Here is a 24,881-nt window from a genome sequence, read left to right as displayed (position 1 = left end):
GGACTTGGACCGGCGTCTCAGTGTGCGGGGGTGAGACGCTGTGTGAACAGCACGTTTCCGGTTGCGTCACACAGGTTCACTGTGAGTTCGCGGGACCGGCCGTCAATGCTGACCTCGCCGAAATGCTGGAACGCGCCATCGAGCGGAGAGGCATTCTGTACGGGCGGTGCGTGCACGAAAACCGCTTCGGGCCCGAAGGTTCCGTCCAGGGGATTCGGGCCGAACGCTCCGGCGTTCAGCGGACCGGAGACGAATTCCCAGAATTCGTCGAAATCTCCGAATGCGGCGCGCTCGGGCGAATAGTGGTGCGCGGCCGTGTAATGCACATCCGCGGTGAGCCAGACGACACCGGAAACCCTATTGGCCTTGATGGACGAGAGCACCTGGGCGATCTCGGTCTCACGCCCGGACGGTGCGCCCGGATCATTGTTCGCGGGGCCCTCGAACGCGGTGCGATCAGGCTGTTCACCATCCTTCACGACCAATCCGAGCGGCAGATCATTGGCGACGATCTTCCAGGTCGCCTTGGAATCGCGCAAAGCGCCGATGAGCCATTGGGTTTGGGCCGGGCCGAATATCTTGCCCGCGGGGGAGCGGTTCTCGTCATTGGCGTCCTTGTACGTGCGCATATCCAGTACGAAGACGTCCAGCAGCGGACCGTACGAGATCTTGCGGTACAGGCGACCGTCGACGGCCTCCTCGGGCTCCACCGGCATCCACTCGTGAAATGCCTGCCAGGACCGGGTGGCGAGGGTGTCCATACTGCGTTCGGTATAGCCCTTGGTCGGTCCGACCATTCCGCCCGGATACCAGTTGTTGACGGTCTCGTGGTCGTCCCACTGCACGATCTGCGCCACCGAGGAGTTGAAGCGCCGGTAATTCTCGTCGGTCAGGTTGTAGGCGAAATTGCCGCGGAACTGGTCCAGAGTCTGTGCCACAGCGCTTTTGGCCTCGGAGACGGTATTGCGCCAGATCCGGCCGTCCGGCAGCGTCACCGAATCCTTCAGCGGCCCATCGGCGTAGATGGAGTCACCGGAGTGGATGAAGAAATGCGGATCGCGCGCGGCCATGGCGGAGAAGATCTTCATCCCGCCGAGGTCGGGATTGATGCCGTAACCCTGGCCGACCACATCGCCGGACCACAGCAGTTTGATATCCGAGGCCCCGGTGGGCACCGTCCGGAAGACGCCGGTGATCGGTTCGGAGGTGGCATCGCCTTCGAGGGTGACTCGATAGTGCACCTGCGCTCCGGCGGGCAGGCCGTTCACCCGCACCCGGCCGGTGCCGTCGGTATCGGGGGTCAGTAGGGGCCCCTCGAAACGCTTTGCGTCCTTGAAGGATTCGGTGGCCGCGGTCTCGACGATCAATTTCGCGGGCTGATCCGAGCGCGCCCAGATGAGTGCGCCGTCACTGCGCGGATCACCCACCGCCACGCCGTGCGTCAGTTTCGGGCGCTGTTTGACCAGCGCGGGACCGTCATTCGACGAGCACGCCGCGAGCGCCGGAGCGACGATCAACCCGGCGGCGGAGGTGCGCAGCAGGGTGCGCCGCGAGAGATGCATAGCCATGTGCCGACCCTTCAGCAGCGAGCCCAACATCAGCTGAACTGTGCCGCACAGCTCCGCGAATGATCGGCTACGGTGCGGCGTGTCGGGGTATCGCTAACCCTGGGGAATTGTCGGTGCCGCTCCGTATAGTCCGGACCATGAGTTTTCTGGGCGGGGTGTTCGGTTCGGCACGAAAGAGGTTCGGCGAGAAGGTGCTTGCGCAAGTCCTGGGCTACGACGGTATCGAATCCGCCGAATTCGACGCCGACGCGTTCGAGGTGCGGTTTCGCTTCCGCGACGCGGGCTACGGGAAGCTGGTGCTGGATACGCTGTTCAAACGCTGCGAGGGGCAGCCCGACGCCGAGCGGGAACGCCGCGTCGGCGAGCTGCTGCGGGATTTTCTCACCGAGAACGAGCCGGACACCTGGGATTCGGTGGTGGGGCGACTACGCCCGGTGCTGCGCGGCTCCGAGCGCATGCATGTCGAGTTGACGGGTTTCGAGGGCCGGGATGTGATGGTGTGGCGGCCCGCGCTGCCGTATCTGATCGAAATGGTCGTGGTGGATATGCCCGCCACCATTCAATTCGTGAATACCCTCGACCTGGAGCGCTGGGGAGTGGACGCCGATCAGGTGTTTCGCGCCGCACATGTGAATATGGCCGGGCTGGCCATGAATACCCTGGCGGCATTCGAACCGCCCAGCGGCACAAAGGTACTCGAATTCGCCGATGACGACGGTGAGAGCTATGTCGGTTCGCTACCGCTGATCGCGGGCTGGCTGGCGGGTGTGCGGACCCGCACCGGGACCTCGCCGATCGTGCTCATGCCCGGACATCTCGGCATGTTCGTGGTGCTCGGGGCCACCGAGGAGCAGCTACCGGTATTCCTGGAGATGGTGCGGGAGAAGTACGACGAGGCGCTGCGCCCGCTCTCGCCACTGCCGTACACGGTGGATGCCGAGGGGGAGGTGGTGCCGTTCCAGGTGCCCGAGGGCCATCCCGGCTGGCATGAGATTCGCAGTGCCGAGGCCAAACTGGCCGCGCACACCTATCGCGTACAGACCGAACACCTACGCGCCGAACGCTATCGGGAGGAGGCGGTCAGCGAACTCATGCATGTCCGGGCCCCCGATGGCACCGAACACACCATGACGCCCTGGACCGACGGCGTGCCCACGCTGCTGCCGCGGGCGCACTTCATCTGCCTGGTCACGGTGAACGGGGAGGTCTTCCGCGTCGCCTGGGAGGATGTGGCCGCGCATGTGCGGCTCACGCCCGCACCGGGTTTCGACCCGCCGCGCTATCGGGTCGAGGACCATCCCTCGGCCGAGGTGATGAATCGGCTCCGCGCGCTGGCGCGCTGAAATCCTTCGCGAGTGTGGATCCCGGGCAAAAACATGCCGGGATGACGGAGGGGTAGTCGCCGACATGCCGAGTGATGGTCGCCGGGGTGGCGGGGGTGGGGTGGCGAATATCGGGGCGGGGGTGTCGGGGTGGTCGACTAGGGTCGGGCTCGTGGATAGGGCGCAGCTGACGGCTGAGATGGCCGATGGGGCCGAACCGGAGTTTCTGTTCTTCTGGGGGCATACCCGCACCCCGGGGCACGAGATCGGTAAATGGGTGCTGAGCCAGTGGTGGCCGGTGGAATTCACCGTCGACGGCCAGACCTACCGCAGTGCGGAGCATTTCATGATGGGGGAGAAGGCCCGGCTCTTCGGTGACGAGGAGATTCGCGCCAAGGTGCTCGCCAGCGCCACTCCCGCCGATGCCAAGCGCCTCGGCCGCGAGGTGCGCGGCTTCGATCCGGACGCCTGGGTAGCGCACCGCTTCGACATCGTCACCCGCGCCAGCATCGCCAAATTCGGCCAGCACGAGGCACTTCGCGACTTCCTCATCGCCACCGGCGACAAGGTCCTGGTCGAGGCGGCCCCGCGCGACGCTATCTGGGGCATCGGCCTCGGTGCCGAAAACCCCGCCGCCGCACATCCCTCCACCTGGCGCGGCGAAAACCTCCTCGGCTTCGCCCTGATGGACGCCCGGGAGGCTCTCGTCTCGGTGGCCTGACCGATCAGCGGTTGTCGAGTTCGGCGATGCGGTAGGCGAGGGTGCGGCGAACTGCCGGGATGCGGGTTGCGGTGCTGATCAGCAGGTTTCGCATGAGGCGGGCGGGCGCGGGCCGGAGGGTGGCCATGCGGGTTACGCGGTCGGTGAAGGTGACCACGCCGAGCGCCACCGGGCGGCGGGTGGTCTCGTAGGTGTCCAGGAGATCGGGTTCGCCCCGGGTGGTGCGGGCCAGCAGGGTGCCGAGCAAGGCGGCGTCCTGGATACCGGTGTTCATGCCCTGACCGCCCGCCGGGCTGTGCACATGCGCCGCATCGCCCGCCAGGAAGATCCGACCCGCACGGTAGTGGTCGGCCAAGCGGTGGTGCACGCGGAAGCGTGAGCTCCACAGCACCTCGTGCACCTGGACCTGCGAGGCCGGGCGGCGAGCGTCCAGGATCGCTTGGATGTCAGCGAGATTCGGCTTCTCGGGAGCCTCGGCGATGGTCGCGACGACGCGGTAGCGATCACCCTGCTCATCGGGCAGGGGCGCGATGACGGTGACGCCCTCGGGGGACAGGTGCAGCGCCACCTGATCGCGCGGGTCCGGCCAGGTCATGCGCACATCGGCCAGGACGAACGACTCCGGGTAGCTCGCGCCGGTGAAGCCGATCCCGGCGGCCGCACGCACTTTGCTGTGCATCCCGTCCGCACCGATCACGTAATCCGCGCGCACCGAACCCGCACCGTCCGGACCGGTGTAGTCGAGGGTGACCCCGTCCGCGTCCTGGCTGAGCCCGGTCACCTCGTACGGCCGATGCACCTGCCCGCCCGCCTTCTCCAACCGCGCCAACAGGATTGCCTCGGTGGTCTCCTGCCCGATCATCAGGGTGTACGGGTAGCGAGTCGGCAAGTCCGCGAACGAGATTCGAGCGATCGCGCGCTCACCGTCGCGCATGACGAAGTTCGGCACCACGATTCCGCGCTCATGCATCTCCTCGGTGATGCCGAACTGCTCGAGCACCTCCAGGGTGCGGGCATGCACCACGGCGGCGCGAGAAGTATTGGCCCCCTCGGCGAGTCGATCCAGCAGCAGCACATCCACACCCGCGTCGGCCAGGGCGATTCCGGTGGTGAGACCGGCCGGGCCCGCGCCGACGATGGCGACCGTGGTGGTGGCGGGGATGGTGTTCATATCGACTCCTCGACTTTGCCAACATGTGTTGGCCAACATCTGTTGACTAGAACGGTAAACCCCCGATGCTTGGGTGTCAACACTTGTTGGCCTACAGTTGTTGGCATGACAGCCGAACCCGCCCCGCGCCGCTCCGACGCTACCCGCGCGGCCATTCTGGAGGCCGCGCGCCGCAGATTCGCCGAGGACGGCGTCCGCAAGGCCACCATTCGCGCCATCGCCGCCGACGCGGGTATCGACCCGTCCATGGTCATGCGCTACTACGGCAGTAAGGAGGGTCTCTTCGCCGCGGCCGTGGACATTCAGCTCGAACTACCGGATCTCTCTGTGGCGCAGCCGGATTCCCTCGGTGAACTACTCGTCCGCCGCTTCCTGGAACTGTGGGAGAACCAACCCGGCAACGAGGTCCTGCTCACCCTGCTGCGCTCGGCGGTCACCGATGACACCGTCACGGATCGCGTTCGCCAGATCTTCGCCGAACAGGTCATGCCCACCGTGCTGCGCTTCGGCGAACCCGCCGACGCCCCCCGCCGCGCCGCCCTCATAGTCACCCAGATGCTCGGTATCGCCCTGTGCCGCTATGTGCTGCGTATTCCGCCGGTGCTGGCTCTCACCCCGGATGAACTGGTCGCGGAGGTCGGCCCCACGATTCAGCGCTATCTCACCGCTGTCCCGGCCTGAGGTGGATCCCGGCCAAAAGCATGCCGGGATGACGGGGCGGGAGCTGCCGGGATGACGGGGGAGTTGCCCGGATGGCGGGGCGGGTCAGCGCGCCCGGGCGGATTCTGTTGTGAGGGTGTGGAATACCTCGGCGGTCCGGGTGCCCGGGGTCGCGCAGTAGACGATCATCCGCTGATCGGTATCGGCGACATGCAGCACCTGGCATTCGAATTCGAGCGGGCCGAGATCGGGGTGGTCGATGCGCTTGTGATGCGCCCGCCGGGCCTCGACATCGTGTGAGTTCCACATCTCGGCGAAACGCGGTGCGGTGCCGAGCAATTCGGTGATCAGCCGGGCCAGCTCCGGATTGCCGGGATAGCGGGCGTAGGCGACGCGCAGGTCGGCGACGGTGGAGCGGAGGAAGTGCAGCGTGTCCTGCTGTGACAGGCGCGGGTGGTCGGTCGGCTGCCGGAACATCCAGCGGACCATATTGCGCTCATGGTGCGGTTGGGCATCCAGATCGCCGATGAAGGAGATGGCGCTGCGATTCCAGGCGAGGATCTCATAGCTGGCGTCCACGACGTAGGCGGGCGAGCCGAGCGTATCGAGCATGATGCGCACCGATCGGGGCACCGTGCGATCGGGTCCGGCCACGGTGGGCGGATGCTCCCCGCCCATGCGGAACAGGTAGTCGCGCTCATCCGCGGTCATCATCATCGCCCGCGCCAGCGCCGCCAGCACCTGCCGTGACGGTTTCGCACCGCGCGCCTGCTCTATTCGGATGTAGTAGTCGACCGAGATGCCCGCCAACTGTGCGACCTCCTGTCGCCGCAGTCCGGGGGCGCGCCGATTGTTCCCCTCGGGTAGTCCGACATCGCTGGGCCGCAATCGGTTCCGCCGGGTGCGCAGGAATTCGGCCAGTGCGCTTCGATCCGCCATTCCTCCAGTGTCGGTGCTGCGGGCGCGCCGTGGGTGGTACAACTTGGTCCTCCCTGCACAACCGCGGCAGCGCAATGCTGCTGTCATGACCACAGCGCTCATTACCGGAGCCAATAAGGGCGTCGCCGCGCAGGTATCCGCGCAGTTCGGCGACGAGTTCGGCGGGTGCGAGGTTGAAGACGAACCGAGCGGCCACCAGCACCGATCCCGCGAGCACCACAACAGAGGTCCCCGCCGCAGCTACCACCGCCGCCAGCAACTCGACCCGGCGCATTGGCCCGCCCGACCTGTTACGCGCCATCGGCACGGCGAACCGGCGGGAGGTCTCGGACCGGTGGCATCATTCGCCGGGCGTAGGTCTCCTCCGGGGTCACGGTGATCACGTCGAGTTGGACCACCAGCGTCCCCGGGACCTCCGCGCCCTCGAAATGTTCGAGGCTCGGGACTATGACCGCTTCGGCGTCCAACCGGCTCGCTTGCGCTTTCAGCCGCGCCAGCGGTGGCCGCCCGAAGCGGGGGTCATAGATCACCATGTCGGCGAAGTCATAGCCCAAACGCGTTGCAAGCTTGCGGATCTGGCTCTGGTCCCACAGTTGCGCCAACCCGGACACATCAGTCCGAAGGTAGCCCAAACACGTTGGCTTGTAACGCATTACAGCCCCTCTCTCCTCATGTCCGTCGAGTACGTAAGAGTCTTTGAATTGGAGATAGAACCCGTCGTAATCCTCGGAATCGTCTCCATTTGCCTGGAGTTCGAACACGCCCCCGGGGAATTCGTAGAGCCGTGTGCGCCGGTTCATATCGCCCCTGTCCTTCGTTGGTGCAGCAGCCCGGGCCAAGCAGCAATAGAGACTGAACAGTCTCAGGTTTGCGGTATGTCCGAAATTTCAACCCCGCAATCGGGAGGTCCGCCTCGGACCGGGGGTTGATCTAAGCTTGCGCGCAACGATCGGGGAACTTCCAGAGAAGAACGCGGAAGAATGAGGGTAGTTTCGCGCCAGTACCGTCCGCACCGACCCGGAGAGCCCATGGTCGATATCGACTGGACACCAGATGAACTCGAAGCCCTTCGCGCGGCGCTGCGGATGAACAAAGTCGAGTTCTGCAAGCGAATCGGGGTTACGGCGCGCGCACATCGCGACTGGCTGACTGGACAGACCCAGAACATGCGTGAGGCTAACCGGCGGCAGTTGTTCGAGGTTCTCGCAGATGCCGAGCCCGAGCAACGAGCTCGGTTCTGGGAGCTGGTTCGCAAGGGGACGACCGCCCCGGGCGCCGATGAGCAAACCACGGAAGGTGTTGCCAGCAAAGGACATTCCGACGGTACCCAATTCGGGCTGTATTCCTGGGAAGTCGGAGATGACGACGTGAGGCGACGAGATTTTGGCAAGGCAGCGCTAGCGAGTTCGGCGATCGTGCTGTTAGGGGCGAAGCCCGGTCAGATCGGCATGTCCGATGTGACCCGGTTGCGTGAGGGAGTCGCGGCCCTGGAATTGGAGGACCAACGTCTTGGTGGTGGGCGGCTGGTGGATTATGCGGTTATGGAGTTGGCCAAGGCCAAGCACTGGCGCGAGGTTGGCACCTACGACACCGCCGCTGGTGACGCGTTCACGATCGCGACAGGGGAATTGGCGGTCATGGCCGGATGGCTGGCCTACGACGCCGACCGTCAGGCGCTCGCGCGCCGCTGCTACGCCGATGCCATGGCCCTCGGATGCGAGGCCAACGACCCCGCCCTCATCACACGTACCTGCCTGATCGGCGGCGGCCAACTGTTTGGGCTCGCGCGGCGTGGTAGAGCTCGCCCACAGGTCGCACTGAACCTTGCGACCCGCGCTAGGGACCTCATGCGGGGCACGCCGCCGGGTCGAATTCACGCTCTCATCGCTGTACGTGAGGCGCAGGCGTACGGACTCCTGTGCGAGCGTTCGGCATTCGAGCGCGCCATTGCCACCGCGTGGAGAGAGATGGATCAGGCGTCCAATCTCGAGCCGCTCGACGAGTGTCCGCGCTGGCTGTGGGCCGTCACCCCGGCCGAGATCGCCGCGCACGAGGCGCGAGGCCGTGCCGAATTCGAGGAGTACGACCGTGCGATAGCGCTGTTCGACTCGGTTGCCGACATCGAACGCTTTCCGCGAAACGTGAACAACATCGCCGCCTGGCGAGCCGTCATCCGGGCGCGCGCGGGCGATCTTCGTGGGGCAGTCGCCGAGGCCGTGCCCGTCCTCCACACGCTGACCGGTCTGACGTCAATTCGCACGCTGCGTAACCTGGAGCCCATCCGTGCGTCCGTCGATGAGAACCCGGTCGGCGGCGAGTTTTCCGAAATGTTCGACGCCCTCCTGACGAAAGCGACGACAGCATGACTACTCTGCCCGTCGGCCTGGAATTCGAGCACTACGACAAGGCCCAGGCGCGCGAGTTGCGCGCCGTCGTCGAAGACATCTACCGGCGGTCATACGTCGAGGCCATCGCATCCGGCGACGCGTTCGACGAACCCGAGGCATTCATGGCCCGGTTCGACGCGTACACCAACCCGGCCCAAATGTCGCGGCTCGAGCTGGTTATCGCGCGAATCGATGGCGAACCAGTCGGCCAGGCTTGGGGCTGGCCACTTCGCCCCAACGCCGCATGGTGGGGCAACCTCGAACTCGACGATCCAGACGCCGACCGTGACGAGTTCATCGCCGAAACCGGTAGGCGCACATTCGCACTCAGCGAACTTATGGTGTGCGCTGAGCATCAAGGTCACGGGATCGCGCGCGCCCTCCATGATGACCTGCTCCACCGCCGACCCGAGGAACGAGCGACATTGCTTGTCGAGCCGGACAACTCGCGCGCTTACGCCAAATACCTCAAATGGGGCTGGCGTCGAGTTGGCACGCTGCGCCCGCGATGGCCTGAGGCCCCACGCCTCGACGTCCTGATTCGCGACCTCAGATGAAGACAATCACTGGCCTCTGAACACGCCTTGCGTGACCGGCGCGTGCCAGCCCCGCCGAGACGGTGGCCGATCAACTTCGACGTGCGCATGGGTTTTCGACGTGCGCATGGGTTGGCGCTGCTGAGATAGCTAGCGCTTCTTCATCATTGGCCAACCGTTCAGTTGCTGATAAAGTCCGCGCTGACCCGAATTGGTTGAGGGGGTGCCACCCACGGCAATGGTGATCAATCACACGCACTTCGGAGACTTCAAGGACGACTGGGACGATCAGCCATCGCCTGCCGCCCGGTCGTCCGCGCGGCAGAAGCCGCCGAGTTCTCCACAACAGCACTCGGAGTCGCTGGTCGCGCGGGTAGATCGGTTGACGAAAGCCGTGGCCGAAAGCCACGCCGTTATCAGAGGAGACGGCGTCGCCGTAGACGTGAAGGCCAACGGCCATGTCGTCGCGGTCCTACTCGACGAGCGGTACTTTCCAGGCGGCAACCGCCTCGGTGCGATGCTCGCCGAGATGATCAACAGAGCCCGGGACCAGGCGCAGAGTCAGGTGGGTGACGTCGCGAGCGAAATCGCCGCGGATCCGCGAGTGACGCGCATGGTCAAGCAGATTCACGATGCCCCGGACCTCGATTCACCCGGACCGGCCGCGTCCACCGACATGGGGTACGACCCCGACAGTGCCTACATCCACGGCAGGTCGCGGGTCGCCGCCGACGACTGATAGAACACGGTCGCGTCCTGCCGAACGAGCAGCCCGACGGGAGGTACACGGCGCGGTGACCAGATATAGTCGGCCCGAAATCTGTTGTGTGTAAGGGGGAATCGTGTCGTTCAAAGTCGACCCGGATGCGTTGCGAGCGTGGGCGAAATGGCTGGACGGGTTGGCCGACGACCTCCGCGAGGTCGCGGGCAAGGCGACCGCCGACGCCAGCGAGGCGTTTCCCGGCACCGAGTTGGGTGCCAGCGTAACCAGCATCCGAGATGGGGTGCAGTCGGCGTTGAAAAGTTTCGCGTCCCGCCCGGATGAGATGGCCGACATAGCTCGCGGCGCGGGCGGCACCTACGAGATCACAGACGACGACCTCGCCGCCGGATTCAGGGCGATGGGCGGCTTGCAGTGACCGGTGAGCAGCCTGCTCTACTGATCTCGCAAGTCGAGAAGTGGAACCCCGGCGCACTCGGCACCGACGCCACCAACCTGGCCACGGTCGTGACCGAGGGGCGGTCGTTGTTGCAGTCGATGCTCACCGAACAGGATGATCTGGCCGAATCGTGGAACGGCCCCGGTGCCAGCTCCGCCGCCACACGAGTGGCGAAGGAGAACACCGCCGGTACGCACATCGTCGACAAGATCGACAGCATCGACCAGCTCTACACCACGTACGAGCCCCAGCTGTCCAACGCCAAGGACAACGTCCTCAACACCCGCACGAACATCAAGAACATGGGGTTCGACGTATACGACGACGGCAACGTCAACGCCGAGACCATGCGGAACTCGCTCATCTCGACCGCCAAGAAAAACGGAAACAACGACGGCGTCCCGGGGTATGTCGCCGCCGCCATCCTGCAATTGGATTACGCGGCGGCAGAACAGCGGCCGATCATGAAAGCCGCATTGCAGACTGCCAACAACGTCGCCGTCGCCGCCAAGACCGCGCTCGATCTGGCCAAGTCCCAATTGACGCGGCTTGTGCTGACCGAAGCATCCAGCAAAGCGATACGAATGCTGTTCCCCGGGCTGGTAGACCCCGAGACCGCGCAACCATCCGAACTACCACCGGATTTCACTCCGGTCGGAGCCATGTTCTCGTTGCAGAACGGCATTCCGGTGACGACCACGTTGGCCGACGGATCAACTGAGACGATCACCCCCAATCCGGACGGCACGGTCACGGTCAGCACCACGGCGAAACAGCCCGATGGATCGACCATCACCACCTCGACCACCAACGGCGGCCCATCGACGACGACTGTGTCCACGCCCCGGACCGACGGCTCCGGGATTACCGATGTGAAGGTGACCGGGCCGGATGGCAAAACGCAGCGGCTGCAAACAACTTCGACTGGCGAGGGTCGATCGATTACGCAGGCGGTCAACGAGGACGGTTCACTCGGGCGAGTGGTGTCGGAGACCTATCCCCAGAACGGAGGTGTGGTTACCGACCTGTACGGCGAGAACGGTGTAATCGACCGCCAGTGGCAGCGACCGGATGGGTTTCGCGCGTTTGAACAATATGTCCAGGGAGCCGACGGTCAACCACAATTGGTTGGAACGTCGAATTCCGCTGGGATGCAATCAGTCCTGAACACCGACGGCTCAATTTCTACTACCTACCCCGACGGTCAGACCGCGCATACGGCTCAACTTGCCGACGGACGTGTCGTGACCCGATTCCAGGACGGTTCGATTCTCGAATATGATCCAAGCCAAGCGAAATCGGGTGCGCCACATGAATCCGCTTGGGATGTGGTCAAATCATGGTCTGGCTCTCAGTGGAACACCATGGTTGACTCGACTCGAAGTGGCCTCGAACAGCATACCGTCGGAAATCAGATCGGTACTGCGGCGACCGCGACCAGCGTGTGGGCTAGTAGCGCGGGTTCATCCATGGCCGAGCAGGCAGCGAAGTCGGTGGAGAATTCTATGGCAGCTCAGACTCGGGCGTTGAGTATGCTCGACTCGGGAATTCCGGGTGCAGGGAAGGCATTCGTCGGCGCAATGGACTCCGCTACTGATGCCAGCGCTAGATTCGCTCTGGCCGACACCTTGAAAGCTGACGCAAAGCTTGCGGGCTGGCCTGCCCTGATCGGAACCAACGCGTATATGAACTACGAAGACTGGGCAAATCATACGAAGTCTGGTCAGGCTGCAATTGCAAACACCGTGGGAGCTACCATTGGCGGCTGGGCTGGCGCGGAAGCTGGCGCGTACGTCGGTGGCTTGGCCTGCGCGCCATTGGGACCAATCGGTGCAGCATTCTGCGCAGGTGTCGGTGCGGCAGCCGGAGGTCTCGCCCTGGGTTCATACGCAGGAACCATCGCCGAGAAGCCATTCAACTGACATCTGAGGTCGCGAGGAGAAATTGTTGACAGGAAGCGCTGACGCTGAAGGAAATTTGCTGTCGTGGCCGTCTGAATGGGGTGCAGAGAGGCCCCCGGCGCGCCTACTACTGTCCATCGCTGTGTTTGTCCTCGGCATCATCATCGCAGCGTACTATGCCTACGATTTTGCAGGTCGTGGCGATTCGGTCCATGCGATATTCGGTCTAATTGGATGTCTGCTGTTCATTACGTTCGTCGGGTTGGCTGCTCCGCACGTCCGAGTACGGCGAAGATTACTGCCGCGCAGTATGCTTCCGGCGCATAGTGACTCCGACAGGGCCGGACTGCGCCTCACGTTTCTTGCCGCATGGAAGATGCTGCTGACAGCCTGGCTCGCTATCGCGTCGGTGTTCTTGATTGCGAGAGGCGTGCTCTTTCTGGCTGAAGTTCCGGAAGCCAGCGATTCGATGCACGCAGCTCTTATCATCGGCGGGTTCGGCGTTTCCGCCGCAGGCTTGGCGTTGGCAATCTTCATGGCGCGCTATCTGATGAGCTGGCGAAGGGAACACGATTCGATTCTGTTGAGCGAATACGGGATTGAATTGTCGCTAGGATCTTCCGCTCGGTCGATTCGCTGGGATGAGATAGGAGATGTTCGACCATGCATCGTCAATAATTCTCGCGTAGTACGGGTCGCTCCCGTGCCTGGCGAGAGGGTCCACGTTGAGATCGGGCGGAGTTTGCTAGACCGTATGCAGCGCAGCTTCTATGAACAGAGTCTTGACCTGCACCCGGGCGTTCTCTCGGTAGATCCTGCTTTGCTATTCCACCTCGTCCGGTTCTATTGGAAGCACCCCGAGGCGCGCCGAGAGCTGGCTTCCGAATCTGTGCTCGACCGCTTACATCGAGGTGACCTGCCTGAATAGCCGTTCGACATTCGAAATGGAGAACTGGTTACAGTAGCTGAGCGCCTACACCCGCGGGCGGTCGCACACCTCCCGGTCAGCAGTCGGGGAGTGCGTGACCAACATGGCCCCCCGCCAACTGTGCGACCTCCTGTCGCCGCAGTCCGGGGGCGCGCCGATTGTTCCCCTCGGGTAGTCCGACATCGCTGGGCCGCAATCGGTTCCGCCGGGTGCGCAGGAATTCGGCCAGTGCGCTTCGATCCGCCATTCCTCCAGTGTCGGTGCTGCGGGCGCGCCGTGGGTGGTACAACTTGGTCCTCCCTGCACAACCGCGGCGGCGCAATGCTGCTGTCATGACCACAGCGCTCATTACCGGAGCCAATAAGGGCATCGGATTCGAAACCGCCCGCCAACTCGCCGCTCGCGGCATCACCGTGCTGATGGCGGCCCGCGATAAGGACCTCGGCCAGGCCGCCGTCGACAGTGTGAAAGCCGAAGGCGCACAGGCGCACTTCGTCCACCTCGATGTCACCGACGCCGACTCCATCGCCCGCGCCGCCGAATGGATCGACTCCGAGTTCGGCAGTCTCGACATTCTGATCAACAATGCCGGTATCACCGGCGGTCTGGATTTCGACGGCAAACCGTCCTCCACCACGGTGGCGACCCTGCGTCAGGTCTACGAGACCAATGTCTTCGGGGTCGTGGCGGTCACCAATGCGCTGCTCCCGCTGCTGCGCCGCGCCGCGGCCGCCCGCATTGTGAATGTCTCCAGTGAAGTCGGATCCCTGGAACTGATGATGAATCCCGAGGGTCCGATGTGGCAGCTGGCCGCGATCTCCTACCCCTCCTCGAAGTCCGCCCTGAACATGGTGACCGCCATGTACGCCAAGGAACTCTGGGGCACCCCGATCAAGGTCAATGCCGCCAACCCCGGCTACTGCGCCACCGATCTCAATCACCACAGCGGGTTCCGCACCCCGGCGCAGGGCGCCGAGCCCTCGGTCTATCTGGCCACCCTCCCGGAAGACGGCCCGTCGGGCCAACTCTGGGGTTTCGAATGGGATGAGCAGGGCGGTTACGGCCGACTGCCCTGGTGAGATCGGGTTCCCGGGGCTTTCGCGTGGCGCTCATGGCGGGGAGTTTTACGTGGCCGCCATGAGCGCACTGTCGCGAATTAGTGGACTACCTCGATGATGTCGCCGGGGGAGACCCAGCGGTAGAGGGTCTCCGCGCCTTCGGGTGTCATGCGGATACAGCCGTGCGACTGCTCTTCGATCGGGCCGATATGGGTGGCGATATCGCCGTTGAAGAACACGGCCCACTTCATCTCGGCGTTATGCATGGTCGACCAGTGGTACTCCTTCTTGGAGGCCACGTGGAAGACCCCCGGGGGTGTCTCGAAACCGGGGCGGCCGTGCGAGATCGGGGTGGGGCCGTAGATGACCTTGCCGTTCTCCATGAGCCAGGCCTCGTTCTCGGACAGGCTCATACACACCCGCGCACCCTCGGTGGCGCAGGGCGCTACCACCGGCGCGGGGGCCGGCGGCTGAATGATCGCCGGGACGCCGGGGACATCGGGGCCGCCGGGCCATAGCGGTTCGGCCTGGGCGGTACCGGCCATGGCCAGGGCCGCCGACGCCATACCGGTGAGTACCGCGGTACAGGCCGATCGCTTACGGAATTGATTGCCGCTCATGACGTTCCAACCTCGCTCATCCAGGGCGCAGTGTTGCGCGACGGCGGTTCTGGTGACCGCCTCGTGGTCATGCATGGGAACTATCAGTGCATCTTATAAGCGCAAAGCGAGGATTCGTGCGGAATCGCCACGCGGGAGAATCGGCGTGTATCGCGTGCGGCGATCATTGTCCCGCTCGAAGCCGAACTCGCCCCGAACGGCCGACTCAGTCTGTGCGCTCGTGCAGGAGCAGCAACATATAGGCGGCGACACTGTGCGAATCGACGATCACCCCGTCGGCGATCATCGATTCCAGCTCGGCGCGGGTGAACCAGGCGGCGCGCATATCCTGTTCGGTCGACTCGCGTTCGGGCTCGCCCTCGGTGAGGTCGGTGGCCAGCACCACGTGGCCGTAGTGGTTGCTCGTCGCCGGGGCGGCCGCGAGCTTGCCGAGGTAGGTGAGCTCCGCGGCGCGCAGGCCGGTCTCCTCCCGGAGCTCCTGCTGGGCCACCTCGATGGGATCGAACTCCCGCGCACCCGGCACCGAACCGCCTGGGAACTCCCAACAGCGTTGCCGCAGCGGGTATCTGAACTGTTCCACCAGATGGAACCGCGCTCCGTCGAACGGCACGATAATCGCGAAGTCGGACTTGTCGATATGCGCGTAGATGCCGCTCTCGCCGTTGTCATGGCGAATGACGTCCTCGCGGAGCGTGATCCAGCGATTCGAGTAGATCTCCCGGGATGTGATCGTCTCCATCCACCGATCGTGGCGTATCCGGGGCTGATGCGTCGGTGTTGCGCGGCAGATCCATTCGCGCGGCGGCGCACTTCGGCGCGTGGTGGGCCGCGCGGTCCGGCCCGCTGCGGCGCGATCAGCGATGTACTGCCGCGCCCACGACGGATGCCGCCGCGACGGTGGCCTCGGCCAATTCGACCAGGCGCGCCGCCGGGAGCTGGGTGTCCGGGCAGGCCACGATGGAGGCCACCACCTCGCCGTCCGCGCCGAAGATGGGCGCGGCCACCGAGACCACGGCATTGTGCTCGCCCAGTTCATCGGGGAGATAGTCGATGGTGATGAGCTCGGTGATCATGGCGCTGAGCCGATGCCGCAGCGGATCGGTCACCGGTGAATGGCGCAGTGCGGTAAGCGCTTCCAGCATGGGGGCGGAGTCGTCGGCGAGGCGTTCGACCGAATAGCCGCGGGTGCGGATCGCATCGAGCACCAGCTCCAGGCGGGGGCGGTGGATCGGCTCGGCCGCCGCCAGCCAATGCTCGCGCGTGGCCGCGGGAGCCCAGGCGACGAATTCGCGACACACCGGCGGTACGAACGGGATATGCCGCCCGGCGCGCATCCACGGCACCGACGGCGTGCCGATCACCTCGGTGATGACGATCGAATCGCCTTCGCGCTCAGCCAGAAACGCGGGGATGCGGTGCGCGTCGGCCAGTCGCTGGATGGCCTCCGCCGCCAGCCTGCGCAGCGGAAACGCCGCCTCGGCGCGCCGCGCTACCGTCATCAACCCCAGCCCCAGGCAGTAATTGCCGTCGCCATCGCGAATGGTCCAGCCGTCGGCGGTGAGCTGGGTCAGTACCGCGTGTGCCGTGGCGCGGGACATTCCCGTGCCACGCACAATTTGTGCGAGCGACAGATGTTCGGCGGGGTGGCGGGAGAGCAATTCGATCGTCTGTACCACGCGTCGCGTCGGGGGAGAGGCGGCGCTCGGCTCACCGCTGGTGCGGGTGTCCGCGGCGGATAGGGCTGCGGGGGAGACGATTTCAGCCAAGGCCGTCCTCTGTGCGGGGTGGATCCCGGCCAAAAACACGCCGGGATGACGGGCGGGGGCATGACGGGCGGGGCATGACGGGCCGGCCGTGGGCGGCTGGGTGGGGCGGGGCGGGTGTGGGCGGCGGGCCGGGTGCGTCGGAGTGGCGGGCGGGATGACGGTGTTGCGGCGAATTGGGCGTGGGTATTGACCGCGACTGGTCGGGCGACCTATCGTCGGTGTCACATAATCGAACAATAGCGTCGAATATTCGACAACGCAAGTTGGACATGATCGACGCGGCGAGTGAGAAACGAATGCGCGCGGGATACGAGTTGTCGCACCTGGACGCCTTGGAGGCGGAGTCGGTGCACATCATTCGGGAGGTGGCGGCCACCTTCGAACGACCGGTGCTGCTGTTCTCCGGTGGTAAGGATTCGGCGGTCATGTTGGAGCTGGCGCGGCGGGCGTTCTGGCCCGCACCGCTGCCTTTTCCGCTGCTGCACATCGATACGGGCCGGAACTTCGACGAGGTCCTCGACTTCCGGGATCGGACCGTCGAACGGCTCGACGCTCAATTGCTGGTCGGGCGGGTGCAGGACGATATCGACGCCGGGCGCGTCACCGAGAAGGCGGGGGAGTCCCGCAATCGGTTGCAGACCGCGACCCTGCTGCGCAGTATTCGGGAGAACCGCTTCGACGCGGTCTTCGGCGGGGCCCGTCGCGATGAGGAGAAGGCCCGCGCCAAGGAGCGCGTCTTCAGCTTCCGCGACGAGTACGGCGCCTGGGATCCCCGCGCGCAGCGTCCCGAGGTGTGGAGCCTCTACAACGGTCAGCACAGCAAGGGTGAGCACATTCGCGTCTTCCCGCTGTCGAACTGGACCGAGCTCGATATCTGGGAGTACATCGAGCGCGCCGAGGTGGCACTGCCGCCGCTGTACTACGCGCACCGTCGCCAGGTACTGGAACGCGACGGAATGCTGTTGGCGGACAATAAGTTCGTCCCCCGCAAGCCGGAGGAGCCGCTCTTCGAGGCGACCGTGCGCTTCCGCACCCTCGGTGACGCCGACTGCACCGGTTGCGTGGAATCCACCGCCGCCACCCCGGCTGAGGTGATCGCCGAAACCGCCGTCACCCGCCTGACCGAACGCGGCGCCACCCGCGCCGACGACCGCATCTCCGAATCCGGCATGGAAGATCGCAAGCGAGAGGGCTACTTCTGATGCGCCGCAACCTTTTACGGCTCGCCACCGCCGGCAGCGTCGATGACGGCAAATCGACGCTCATCGGCCGCCTGCTCTTCGATTCCAAGTCGCTGTTCAGCGATCAACTCGATGCCATCGAACGCGCCAGCCTGGCCCGCGGCAATGGCGGACCGGACCTGTCCCTGGTCACCGACGGTCTGCGCGCCGAGCGGGAACAGGGCATCACCATCGATGTCGCCTACCGCTACTTCACCACGCCGCGAAGGAAATTCGTCATCGCGGACACCCCGGGGCATGTGCAGTACACCCGCAATATGGTGACCGGCGCGTCCACTGCGGACCTGGCGCTGATCCTGGTCGATGCCCGCAAGGGCGTCTCCGAGCAGACCCGCCGCCACGCCTTCCTGTCCTCGCTGCTCGGTGTCGGCCACCTGGTGCTGTGCGTGAACAAGATGGATCTGGTCGACTGGTCCGAGCGGCGGTTCGAGGAGATCCGCGAGGAGTTCGCCGATTTCGCCACCAAACTCGATGTCGGCGATCTGAGTTTCCTGCCGCTCTCGGCGCTGCACGGTGACAATGTGGTCGAAATGTCCACGCACACACCGTGGTACGCGGGGCCGCCGCTGCTGCGTCACCTCGAAGAGGTGCATATCGCCTCCGACCGCAATCTCATCGACGCCAGATTGCCTGTGCAGTACGTGATTCGGCCGCACGGTGAGAATCAGCGCAGCTATGCGGGCACCATCGCGGGCGGCATCTTCAAGCCCGGTGACGAGGTGGTCGCTCTGCCCTCGGGCCGTACCAGTCACGTGACGGAGATCTGGGGTCCGGGCGGCAGCAAGATCGAGGAAGCCTTCGCGGGGATGGCGGTCTCGCTCACCCTCGATGACGAAATCGATATCGGCCGTGGGGATATGCTCGCCCGCCCCGGTAATCAGCCGCATCAGGATCGCGATCTCGACGCCATGATCTGCTGGTTCTCCGATACCAGCGTGCTGCGCGCCGGGAACGACTACAGTATTCGCACCGCCACGCAGAACTCCAAGGTGAAGGTCACCGAGCTGGACTATCGCCTCGATGTGAACACCCTGCACCGCCAGACCGAGGCGGATCAGCTGGCGCTCAATGACATCGGGCGCGTCACCCTGCACACCCGGCAGCCGATCATGTTCGACCCGTACCGGGACAATCGCGCCACCGGCAGCTTCATCCTGGTGGACGACACCACGAATCAGACCGTCGCGGCGGGCATGATCACCGCGCGCACACCCGGAATCGCCGAGGCGACCAGCGATCGTGGGCACCGCGCCACCGGTCGCCGCCCACGCGCGAATGTGGTGTGGCACAACTCGGCCGTCGAGCGCACGCAGCGCCTGAGTGAGGGTATGACCATCTGGTTGACCGGGCTGTCCGGCTCCGGAAAGTCCTCCATCGCAGTGGAATTGGAACGCCAGCTCATCGAGGCCGGGCGTCCGGCCTATCTGCTCGACGGCGACAACCTGCGGCACGGATTGAACAACAATCTCGGCTTCACCGATGAGGACCGCCGCGAGAACATCCGCCGCGTAGCCGAAGTCGCCTCGCTCTTCGCCGATGCGGGCACCATTGCCATCGTTTCGCTGATCAGCCCGTTCCGCGAGCAGCGCCGAGACGCACGAAAGCTGCACGACGACAAGCGATTGCAGTTCCACGAGGTCTTCGTGGACACACCCCTGGAGGAGTGTGAACTGCGCGATCCCAAGGGCCTGTACAAGCGCGCCCGCTCCGGTGAACTCCCCGAATTCACCGGCATCTCATCGCCTTACGAGCGCCCGGAGTACGCCGAGCTGACCATCACGCCCGAACAGGGCACCCCGACCGACATTGCCCAACTCATCCGCCGAGAACTAGGCATTAGCTCTTGAAAGAAGGCAGACGCCTGATGGAACAAAACATCGAACAGGCCGAACTCCCGCTGACCGAGCCTCTGCTGGCCGCGGTCGCCGAGGCCGAGAAGCTCATAGCCGCAGCCGATTTCATCCGCGACGAGCATGATCTCGCCGAAGGCTACGACTACCTTCAGGGCAGTATCGCCGCGGTCATGCAGCTTTCCCGCGCGCACGGCACCTCGCACCCGTACTTCGTGACCTCCACCGGCCCGTACACCAAGATGGGCCTGGACAACCCGGACACGCTGTACTACCACGCGAATGTGGAGTCCACCGGCGAATACCTGCTCACCGGCGTACGCGGCAGCACCGTCGACCTGAGCTTCCAGGTGCTCAAGGGCGATTACACCGCCACCGACGTCCCCAACGGCGACGACGCCTTCGACGATCGCCGTCTGGAGATCGCCGAAGACGGCAGCTATCAGCTGCGTTTCGGCCCGCCCAAGGAGAACCCGGGCCCGAACTACTTCGTCCTCGGCGAGGGTGCGTCCATGCTCGCGGTGCGAGAGGTGTACGGCGACTGGGCCAATGAGCGCAAGGGCAGTATTCGCATCGAACGCGTCGACACCATCGGCACCGCACCGGTCGAACCCGATGTGGCCGCGCTGCGCAAGCGCTACCGCGCCGCCGGTCGCATGCTGCTGACCCGGGTCAACACCTGGTTCAACTTCCCCAAATGGTTCTATCTGAACCTGCCGGTGAACACCCTCACCGAACCCCGGCTCACCCCGGGCGGTTTGAGCACCCAGTACTCCTCGGTCGGTCACTTCGACCTGGCCGACGATCAGGCGCTCATCATCACCGTGCCGAAATCCGATGCGCCGTACCAGGGTTTCCAGCTCGGTAGCCGCTGGTACATCTCGCTGGACTACAGCAACCATCAGACCAGCCTGAATCACGCTCAGGCACAGGTGGATCCGGACGGCATCATCCGCATGGTCGTCTCGGCGCGAAACCCGGGCATTGCCAACTGGATCGAGACCACCGGCCGCCGCCTGGGCATTCTCCAGTTCCGCTGGCAGCGCGTCGCCCGGCCGATGACCGAGGCCGACGGGCCCACCATCGAACTGGTGCCCTTCGACAAGGTGGCCGAACGGCTACCGCACTACGCCCACAATCAGATCGACGAGGCGGGCTGGCGCGAACGAATCGCCGGCCGCCAGCGCGCTTTCGCGGAGAGGATGCTCGGATGACCCGGCTCAGGACAGGACTGCTCGACGGCAAGGTCGTGGTGATGAGCGGGGTGGGCCCCGGCCTCGGCCGCTCCATCTGCCTCGAAGCCGCCGCGGCCGGCGCGAAGGTCGTGCTGGCCGCTCGCACCGAATCCCGGTTGAAGGAGGTCGCCGCCGAGATCGAGGCCGAGGGCGGTGAAACCCTGTGCGTGCCCACCGATATCACCGAGGACGAGCAGGTGCGGAACCTCCTCGATCGCACCGTCGACACCTTCGGCAAGGTCGATGTGCTGGTGAACAACGCCTTCTCGGTGCCGTCCATGAAACCCTTGGCGCGCACCGACTATCAGCAGATCCGCGACAGCATCGAACTCACCGTGCTGGGCGGCCTGCGCATGACGCAGACCTTCACCGACGCGCTCGCCGAGACCAAGGGCAATGTCGTCATGATCAATTCGGCGGTGCTGCGGCACTCCGAACCCCGCTACGGTAGCTACAAGGTCGCCAAATCCGCACTGCTGGCCATGTCGCAGACCCTGGCCACCGAACTCGGCGATAAGGGTATCCGGGTCAATACCGTTGCCCCCGGCTACATTTGGACCGATCAGCTGAAGTGGTACTTCGGCGAGATCGCCAAGAAGTACGGCATCACCGAGGAGCAGGTCTACCAGCAGACCGCCGCCAAATCCGATCTCAAGCGGCTGCCCCTGCCCGATGAGATCGCCCGGACCGTCGTCTTCCTGGCCTCACCGTTCGCCAATGCCATCACCGGCCAGACCATCGACGTCAACTGCGGCGAGTACCACGTCTGATGTCAGAAGGAGTTCAACCCATGAGCGCACGCACCTCCGTCGGCACCGTCGAGGATCTGCACGCCTCGGCCACCCGGGTCTGCGGCCTCGAAGACTTCGGCGCGGACGACTACCTGGAGGGCCTGAGCACCCTGCTCGAGTCCTATCAGCGCGATGCCGGACTCACCGAGCTCGGCTCCAAGATGAGCCGCTACTTCCTGCGCGGGGCGCTGGTCGCCCGCGCGCTCAGCGAAGCCTCCTGGAAGGCCAATCCGGCGTACGCCGAAACCAAGGTCACCAGGCCGATTTTCGTCACCGGACTGCCCCGCACCGGCACCACCGCCCTGCACCGGCTGCTCGCCGCCGATCCGGGTCATCAGGCCCTGGAGATGTGGCTGGCCGACTTCCCGCAGCCGCGGCCGCCGCGCGAGACCTGGGCCGAGAATCCCATCTACCAGCGCATCGACGCCGGATTCGCCCAGCACCGCATCGAGAATCCGGAGTTCATGGGCGTGCACTACATGAGTGCCGCCGATGTGGAGGAGTGCTGGCAGCTGCTGCGCCAGACGATGAAGTCGATCTCGTACGAATCGCTGGCGCACCTGCCCACCTACTCGCAGTGGCTGCGCAAGCAGGATTGGACCGACGCCTACACCCGGCATCGGAAGAACTTGCAGCTCATCGGGATCGGTGACGAACGCCGCTGGGTGCTCAAGAATCCGAGTCACCTTTTCGCCCTCGACGCGCTCATGGCGGTGTACCCGGACGCGCTCATCATCCAGACCCATCGCGACCCGGTGACCATCGTCGGCTCATCGTGCAGCCTGTCGGATCAGGCCGCGCGCGGCTGGTCCACCACCTTCGTCGGTGAGACCATCGGCAAGTCGCAGTTGGAGCTGTGGTCGCGCGGTCTGCGCGAATTCAATTCCGCGCGTGCGCGTTACAACCCGGAGCAGTTCCTGGATATCGAATTCGACGAATTGCGCGCCGATCCGATGGGCACCGTCGAAAAGATCTACACCGCTTTCGGAATCGATTTCACGAACGCGGCGCAGAACTCCATGGGCGCGCTCGATGAGGAGAGCAAGAGTGGTGACCGGAAACCCGTTCACCGGTACTCGCTGGCCGATTACGGACTGACCGAAGCGCAGGTCAGGGCCGAATTCGAGGTCTAGTAAACCGTCCGAGTCCTTCCAGATATGGTTAGCGTCACCTAAACCAGCTATGGTTAGCATCTCCTAACCGCTGGTAGTGCGGTCCGGACTGGAAGGACGAGGGAAATTGAACGGACGCTGGAACGGCTCTGCGCGCACCACGGGCGCCACGCCCATGCGTAAAAACCTGATGCGTGTCTCGGCACTCGGCGTGGCCCTGCTGGTCGCCGCCGCCTGCTCGAAGTCGGAGCCGGTAGCCGACAACTATCCGCAGGCACTGGAGGGCAACCAGTACGCCCAGATCAACCTGGCCGCCAACAAGGACTCGTACAGGGCGCAGTTCACCTACCCGGAGATGGTCAATGCCTGGGGCCTGGCGAACCGGCCGAAGGGCGCGGGCGGTCACTTCTGGGTCGGCGGTGGCGGCTACTCCTTCCAGTTCGTCGGTGATGTCACCAAGTCCTCGGACCCCAAGTTTCAGAAGCTGTTCCAGGATCCGTTGAAGCTCATGAACGTCCCCGGCGCGGACTCCGACACCTCGGACAAGAGTGTCGGCAAGACCACCGGTGTCGTCTACAACCCCGCACCCATCACCTCGGATCTGTTCGTGGTGAAGGATCAGCCGGTCAGCTACGACGGCAAGGACGAGAAGCTCACCGGCTCCTCACGATTCATCTTCGCCACCGACTCCGGCAAGATCTCCGCGTGGACCGAACAGGGCGCGGGCGGCCAGATCGTGCGCCATGACGGCCCGGCGCTGGTCGAATTCGACGGCTCCGATAAGGGGATGCAGTTCTTCGGCATCGCCCTGACCCCCTCCGCCGATAAACTGCTCGCGGCCGATTTCGGTGAGAACCCGCAGATCCGGACCTTCGACAAGAACTGGAAGCTGATCCCCACCGCCGGCTTCGCCAACCCCTTCGCCACCGGCGACAATCTCGACCCGGCCGATCCGGCCAAGGGTAAGAAGGTCAAACCCGGCGATCCGGCCCCGTGGAATGTCACCACCATCGGCCAGCGCGTCTTCATTTCGTACGCCACCACCAAGCCCGATGAGGTCGACGCCTCGAAGATCGATGTGGGCGAAGAGGATTCACTCGACAAGGATGCCGACAAGGCGTCGGGTGGCAAGCCCGGCAAGGGTAAGGTCGCCGAGTTCGACGCCGCCGGCAAGCTGGTCCGCGCCATCGACGGCGACGACCGCTTCAACGCCCCCTGGGGCGTCACCATCGCCCCCGAAGGCTTCGGCCCGCTCAGCGGCAAGATCCTGGTAGGCAACTTCGGCGGCCTCGGCCACATCGTCGCCATCGACGACGCCACCGGCAAGCCCGTCGACTACCTCCGCAACACCACCGGCAAGCCGATCGAAATCCCGGGCCTGTGGGCCCTGATGTTCGGCAACGGTGAGGGCCTCGGCGACTCCGACGCCCTGTACTTCACCGCCGGCCCCGAAGACGAGAAAGACGGCCTCTTCGGCAGCCTGCGTCTGCAGTAGCCGTGAATGTCCCGAGTCGCCCCGCGGCTCGGGACATTTCGCCGTCAAAGGCACAGAAATCTGGACGAGAAGTCCGTAGTCCCGATCTCGAGCAACGACACAAACCCCAAGACCAAACCCCCGCCCTCGAGGTGATCACACCCCGTGTCTAACCCGCACACCCCTTGTGCGGGGTGTGATCCCAGTACAGGGGGTGTGATAGCCCTGTGTCGGTGGTGCGGTCGCCTCGGAAGAGGGGCGCGGGCACCGTGAGACGCTTCACTTTGACTGGATTGTCCACTTCGAGTGGGTGGTTCTTGTGGGAACGACGTAACCAGCTGTGCCAGTTCTGCTTTGCAGCCCGGTTGAGCGAAGGCAAGACCATTCGCGAATCGGCCGGACACATGGGTCGGCCACGGAACTCCGTACCACTGGCAGGGC

The 24,881-nt window shown here is 64.8% G+C and carries 24 protein-coding genes; 16 read left to right on the top strand and 8 right to left on the bottom strand.

Features of this window, described 5'->3' with window-relative positions; all coding sequences use genetic code 11:
* Positions 1-17: 17 nt before the first annotated feature.
* Entirely contained in the window at positions 18-1,562 is a 1,545-nt protein-coding gene (locus OHB26_RS38300; protein WP_330185914.1) for an alkaline phosphatase D family protein, read from the bottom strand.
* 143 nt (positions 1,563-1,705) lie between these two features.
* On the opposite strand from OHB26_RS38300, the gene OHB26_RS38295 reads away from it, so the two are divergent.
* Positions 1,706-2,911, top strand: coding sequence for a hypothetical protein (locus tag OHB26_RS38295; protein WP_330182115.1), 1,206 nt, complete (start codon positions 1,706-1,708; stop codon positions 2,909-2,911).
* 151 nt (positions 2,912-3,062) lie between these two features.
* Positions 3,063-3,611, top strand: coding sequence for an NADAR family protein (locus OHB26_RS38290; protein WP_330182114.1), 549 nt, complete (start codon positions 3,063-3,065; stop codon positions 3,609-3,611).
* Positions 3,612-3,615: 4 nt separating this feature from the next.
* Here OHB26_RS38290 and OHB26_RS38285 read toward each other — a convergent pair whose 3' ends face one another.
* Positions 3,616-4,782, bottom strand: coding sequence for an FAD-dependent monooxygenase (locus tag OHB26_RS38285; protein WP_330182113.1), 1,167 nt, complete (start codon positions 4,780-4,782; stop codon positions 3,616-3,618).
* Between the two features lie 105 nt (positions 4,783-4,887).
* On the opposite strand from OHB26_RS38285, the gene OHB26_RS38280 reads away from it, so the two are divergent.
* Positions 4,888-5,463: a TetR/AcrR family transcriptional regulator gene (locus OHB26_RS38280; protein WP_330182112.1), complete on the top strand. Its 576-nt coding sequence runs from the start codon at positions 4,888-4,890 to the stop codon at positions 5,461-5,463.
* Between the two features lie 84 nt (positions 5,464-5,547).
* On the opposite strand, the gene OHB26_RS38275 is transcribed toward OHB26_RS38280, so the two are convergent.
* Positions 5,548-6,381 (bottom strand): helix-turn-helix transcriptional regulator, encoded by an 834-nt coding sequence (locus OHB26_RS38275; protein WP_330182111.1) that lies wholly within the window; start codon positions 6,379-6,381, stop codon positions 5,548-5,550.
* 290 nt (positions 6,382-6,671) lie between these two features.
* Positions 6,672-6,983, bottom strand: coding sequence for a hypothetical protein (locus tag OHB26_RS38270; protein WP_442942815.1), 312 nt, complete (start codon positions 6,981-6,983; stop codon positions 6,672-6,674).
* A gap of 426 nt (positions 6,984-7,409) precedes the next feature.
* Between OHB26_RS38270 and OHB26_RS38265 the strand changes: the two genes are divergently transcribed.
* The 6 genes from OHB26_RS38265 to OHB26_RS38240 all read left to right on the top strand — a co-directional run bounded on the left by OHB26_RS38265 (position 7,410) and on the right by OHB26_RS38240 (position 13,293).
* A complete protein-coding gene (locus tag OHB26_RS38265) occupies positions 7,410-8,747 on the top strand; it encodes a helix-turn-helix domain-containing protein (protein ID WP_330182109.1) in 1,338 nt (445 codons plus the stop codon).
* The gene (locus OHB26_RS38260; protein ID WP_330182108.1) at positions 8,744-9,325 is read left to right on the top strand and encodes a GNAT family N-acetyltransferase; all 582 of its coding nucleotides are present in this window, start codon (positions 8,744-8,746) and stop codon (positions 9,323-9,325) included. The genes OHB26_RS38265 and OHB26_RS38260 overlap by 4 nt, the downstream gene beginning before the upstream one ends.
* A 202-nt stretch (positions 9,326-9,527) precedes the next feature.
* Complete coding sequence (locus OHB26_RS38255) at positions 9,528-10,043, top strand: hypothetical protein (RefSeq protein WP_330182107.1); 516 nt, start codon at positions 9,528-9,530, stop codon at positions 10,041-10,043.
* 103 nt (positions 10,044-10,146) lie between these two features.
* Positions 10,147-10,443, top strand: a complete 297-nt coding sequence (locus tag OHB26_RS38250; RefSeq protein WP_330182106.1) for a type VII secretion target — start codon at positions 10,147-10,149, stop codon at positions 10,441-10,443.
* Complete coding sequence (locus OHB26_RS38245; protein WP_330182105.1) at positions 10,440-12,386, top strand: hypothetical protein; 1,947 nt, start codon at positions 10,440-10,442, stop codon at positions 12,384-12,386. Before OHB26_RS38250 ends, OHB26_RS38245 begins: the two co-directional genes overlap by 4 nt.
* 121 nt (positions 12,387-12,507) lie before the next feature.
* A complete protein-coding gene (locus OHB26_RS38240) occupies positions 12,508-13,293 on the top strand; it encodes a hypothetical protein (protein ID WP_330182104.1) in 786 nt (261 codons plus the stop codon).
* A 76-nt stretch (positions 13,294-13,369) separates the two neighbouring features.
* On the opposite strand, the gene OHB26_RS38235 is transcribed toward OHB26_RS38240, so the two are convergent.
* Positions 13,370-13,540 carry a hypothetical protein gene (locus tag OHB26_RS38235; RefSeq protein WP_442942814.1) on the bottom strand — a complete coding sequence of 57 codons (171 nt, stop codon included), beginning with the start codon at positions 13,538-13,540 and terminating at the stop codon, positions 13,370-13,372.
* 85 nt (positions 13,541-13,625) lie between these two features.
* Here OHB26_RS38235 and OHB26_RS38230 point away from each other — a divergent pair, with 85 nt between their 5' ends.
* Positions 13,626-14,372, top strand: coding sequence for an SDR family oxidoreductase (locus OHB26_RS38230; RefSeq protein WP_330182103.1), 747 nt, complete (start codon positions 13,626-13,628; stop codon positions 14,370-14,372).
* A 77-nt stretch (positions 14,373-14,449) separates the two neighbouring features.
* Here OHB26_RS38230 and OHB26_RS38225 read toward each other — a convergent pair whose 3' ends face one another.
* The 3 genes from OHB26_RS38225 to OHB26_RS38215 all read right to left on the bottom strand — a co-directional run bounded on the left by OHB26_RS38225 (position 14,450) and on the right by OHB26_RS38215 (position 16,737).
* Complete coding sequence (locus tag OHB26_RS38225) at positions 14,450-14,971, bottom strand: L,D-transpeptidase (protein ID WP_330182102.1); 522 nt, start codon at positions 14,969-14,971, stop codon at positions 14,450-14,452.
* Positions 14,972-15,176: 205 nt separating this feature from the next.
* Positions 15,177-15,710: an NUDIX hydrolase gene (locus OHB26_RS38220; protein ID WP_330182101.1), complete on the bottom strand. Its 534-nt coding sequence runs from the start codon at positions 15,708-15,710 to the stop codon at positions 15,177-15,179.
* Between the two features lie 115 nt (positions 15,711-15,825).
* Positions 15,826-16,737 (bottom strand): IclR family transcriptional regulator, encoded by a 912-nt coding sequence (locus OHB26_RS38215; RefSeq protein ID WP_330182100.1) that lies wholly within the window; start codon positions 16,735-16,737, stop codon positions 15,826-15,828.
* A 296-nt stretch (positions 16,738-17,033) separates the two neighbouring features.
* Here OHB26_RS38215 and cysD point away from each other — a divergent pair, with 296 nt between their 5' ends.
* The 6 genes from cysD (at position 17,034) to OHB26_RS38185 (ending at position 24,461) form a co-directional block, all read left to right on the top strand.
* Positions 17,034-17,939: a sulfate adenylyltransferase subunit CysD gene (gene cysD, locus OHB26_RS38210; RefSeq protein ID WP_330182099.1), complete on the top strand. Its 906-nt coding sequence runs from the start codon at positions 17,034-17,036 to the stop codon at positions 17,937-17,939.
* Positions 17,939-19,825: an adenylyl-sulfate kinase gene (gene cysC / locus OHB26_RS38205; protein WP_330182098.1), complete on the top strand. Its 1,887-nt coding sequence runs from the start codon at positions 17,939-17,941 to the stop codon at positions 19,823-19,825. Before cysD ends, cysC begins: the two co-directional genes overlap by 1 nt.
* Positions 19,826-19,842: 17 nt before the next feature.
* Positions 19,843-21,042, top strand: coding sequence for a hypothetical protein (locus OHB26_RS38200; protein ID WP_330182097.1), 1,200 nt, complete (start codon positions 19,843-19,845; stop codon positions 21,040-21,042).
* Entirely contained in the window at positions 21,039-21,833 is a 795-nt protein-coding gene (locus OHB26_RS38195; protein ID WP_330182096.1) for an SDR family oxidoreductase, read from the top strand. The genes OHB26_RS38200 and OHB26_RS38195 overlap by 4 nt, the downstream gene beginning before the upstream one ends.
* Positions 21,834-21,853: 20 nt before the next feature.
* On the top strand, positions 21,854-22,987 hold the full coding sequence (locus OHB26_RS38190) for a sulfotransferase family protein (RefSeq protein ID WP_330182095.1): 1,134 nt from the start codon (positions 21,854-21,856) through the stop codon (positions 22,985-22,987).
* Positions 22,988-23,141: 154 nt separating this feature from the next.
* Entirely contained in the window at positions 23,142-24,461 is a 1,320-nt protein-coding gene (locus OHB26_RS38185) for a TIGR03118 family protein (RefSeq protein WP_330182094.1), read from the top strand.
* The last annotated feature ends 420 nt before the right edge of the window (positions 24,462-24,881 follow it).

It is taken from the genome of Nocardia sp. NBC_01503 (assembly GCF_036327755.1).
In the GTDB taxonomy this organism is placed as follows: domain Bacteria; phylum Actinomycetota; class Actinomycetes; order Mycobacteriales; family Mycobacteriaceae; genus Nocardia.
The sequence above is the reverse complement of the archived record's forward strand: the minus strand, read 5'-3'. Positions and strand labels throughout refer to the sequence as shown.

Coding starts and splice junctions, on each gene's coding strand:
- OHB26_RS38300 (WP_330185914.1), bottom strand. CDS start 1,562: ATGCATCTCTCGCGGCGCACCCTGCTGCGCACCTCCGCCGCCGGGTTG.
- OHB26_RS38295 (WP_330182115.1), top strand. CDS start 1,706: ATGAGTTTTCTGGGCGGGGTGTTCGGTTCGGCACGAAAGAGGTTCGGC.
- OHB26_RS38285 (WP_330182113.1), bottom strand. CDS start 4,782: ATGAACACCATCCCCGCCACCACCACGGTCGCCATCGTCGGCGCGGGC.
- OHB26_RS38280 (WP_330182112.1), top strand. CDS start 4,888: ATGACAGCCGAACCCGCCCCGCGCCGCTCCGACGCTACCCGCGCGGCC.
- OHB26_RS38275 (WP_330182111.1), bottom strand. CDS start 6,381: ATGGCGGATCGAAGCGCACTGGCCGAATTCCTGCGCACCCGGCGGAAC.
- OHB26_RS38265 (WP_330182109.1), top strand. CDS start 7,410: ATGGTCGATATCGACTGGACACCAGATGAACTCGAAGCCCTTCGCGCG.
- OHB26_RS38260 (WP_330182108.1), top strand. CDS start 8,744: ATGACTACTCTGCCCGTCGGCCTGGAATTCGAGCACTACGACAAGGCC.
- OHB26_RS38235 (WP_442942814.1), bottom strand. CDS start 13,540: ATGGCGGATCGAAGCGCACTGGCCGAATTCCTGCGCACCCGGCGGAAC.
- OHB26_RS38230 (WP_330182103.1), top strand. CDS start 13,626: ATGACCACAGCGCTCATTACCGGAGCCAATAAGGGCATCGGATTCGAA.
- OHB26_RS38225 (WP_330182102.1), bottom strand. CDS start 14,971: ATGAGCGGCAATCAATTCCGTAAGCGATCGGCCTGTACCGCGGTACTC.
- OHB26_RS38220 (WP_330182101.1), bottom strand. CDS start 15,710: ATGGAGACGATCACATCCCGGGAGATCTACTCGAATCGCTGGATCACG.
- cysD (WP_330182099.1), top strand. CDS start 17,034: ATGCGCGCGGGATACGAGTTGTCGCACCTGGACGCCTTGGAGGCGGAG.
- cysC (WP_330182098.1), top strand. CDS start 17,939: ATGCGCCGCAACCTTTTACGGCTCGCCACCGCCGGCAGCGTCGATGAC.
- OHB26_RS38200 (WP_330182097.1), top strand. CDS start 19,843: ATGGAACAAAACATCGAACAGGCCGAACTCCCGCTGACCGAGCCTCTG.
- OHB26_RS38195 (WP_330182096.1), top strand. CDS start 21,039: ATGACCCGGCTCAGGACAGGACTGCTCGACGGCAAGGTCGTGGTGATG.
- OHB26_RS38190 (WP_330182095.1), top strand. CDS start 21,854: ATGAGCGCACGCACCTCCGTCGGCACCGTCGAGGATCTGCACGCCTCG.
- OHB26_RS38185 (WP_330182094.1), top strand. CDS start 23,142: ATGCGTAAAAACCTGATGCGTGTCTCGGCACTCGGCGTGGCCCTGCTG.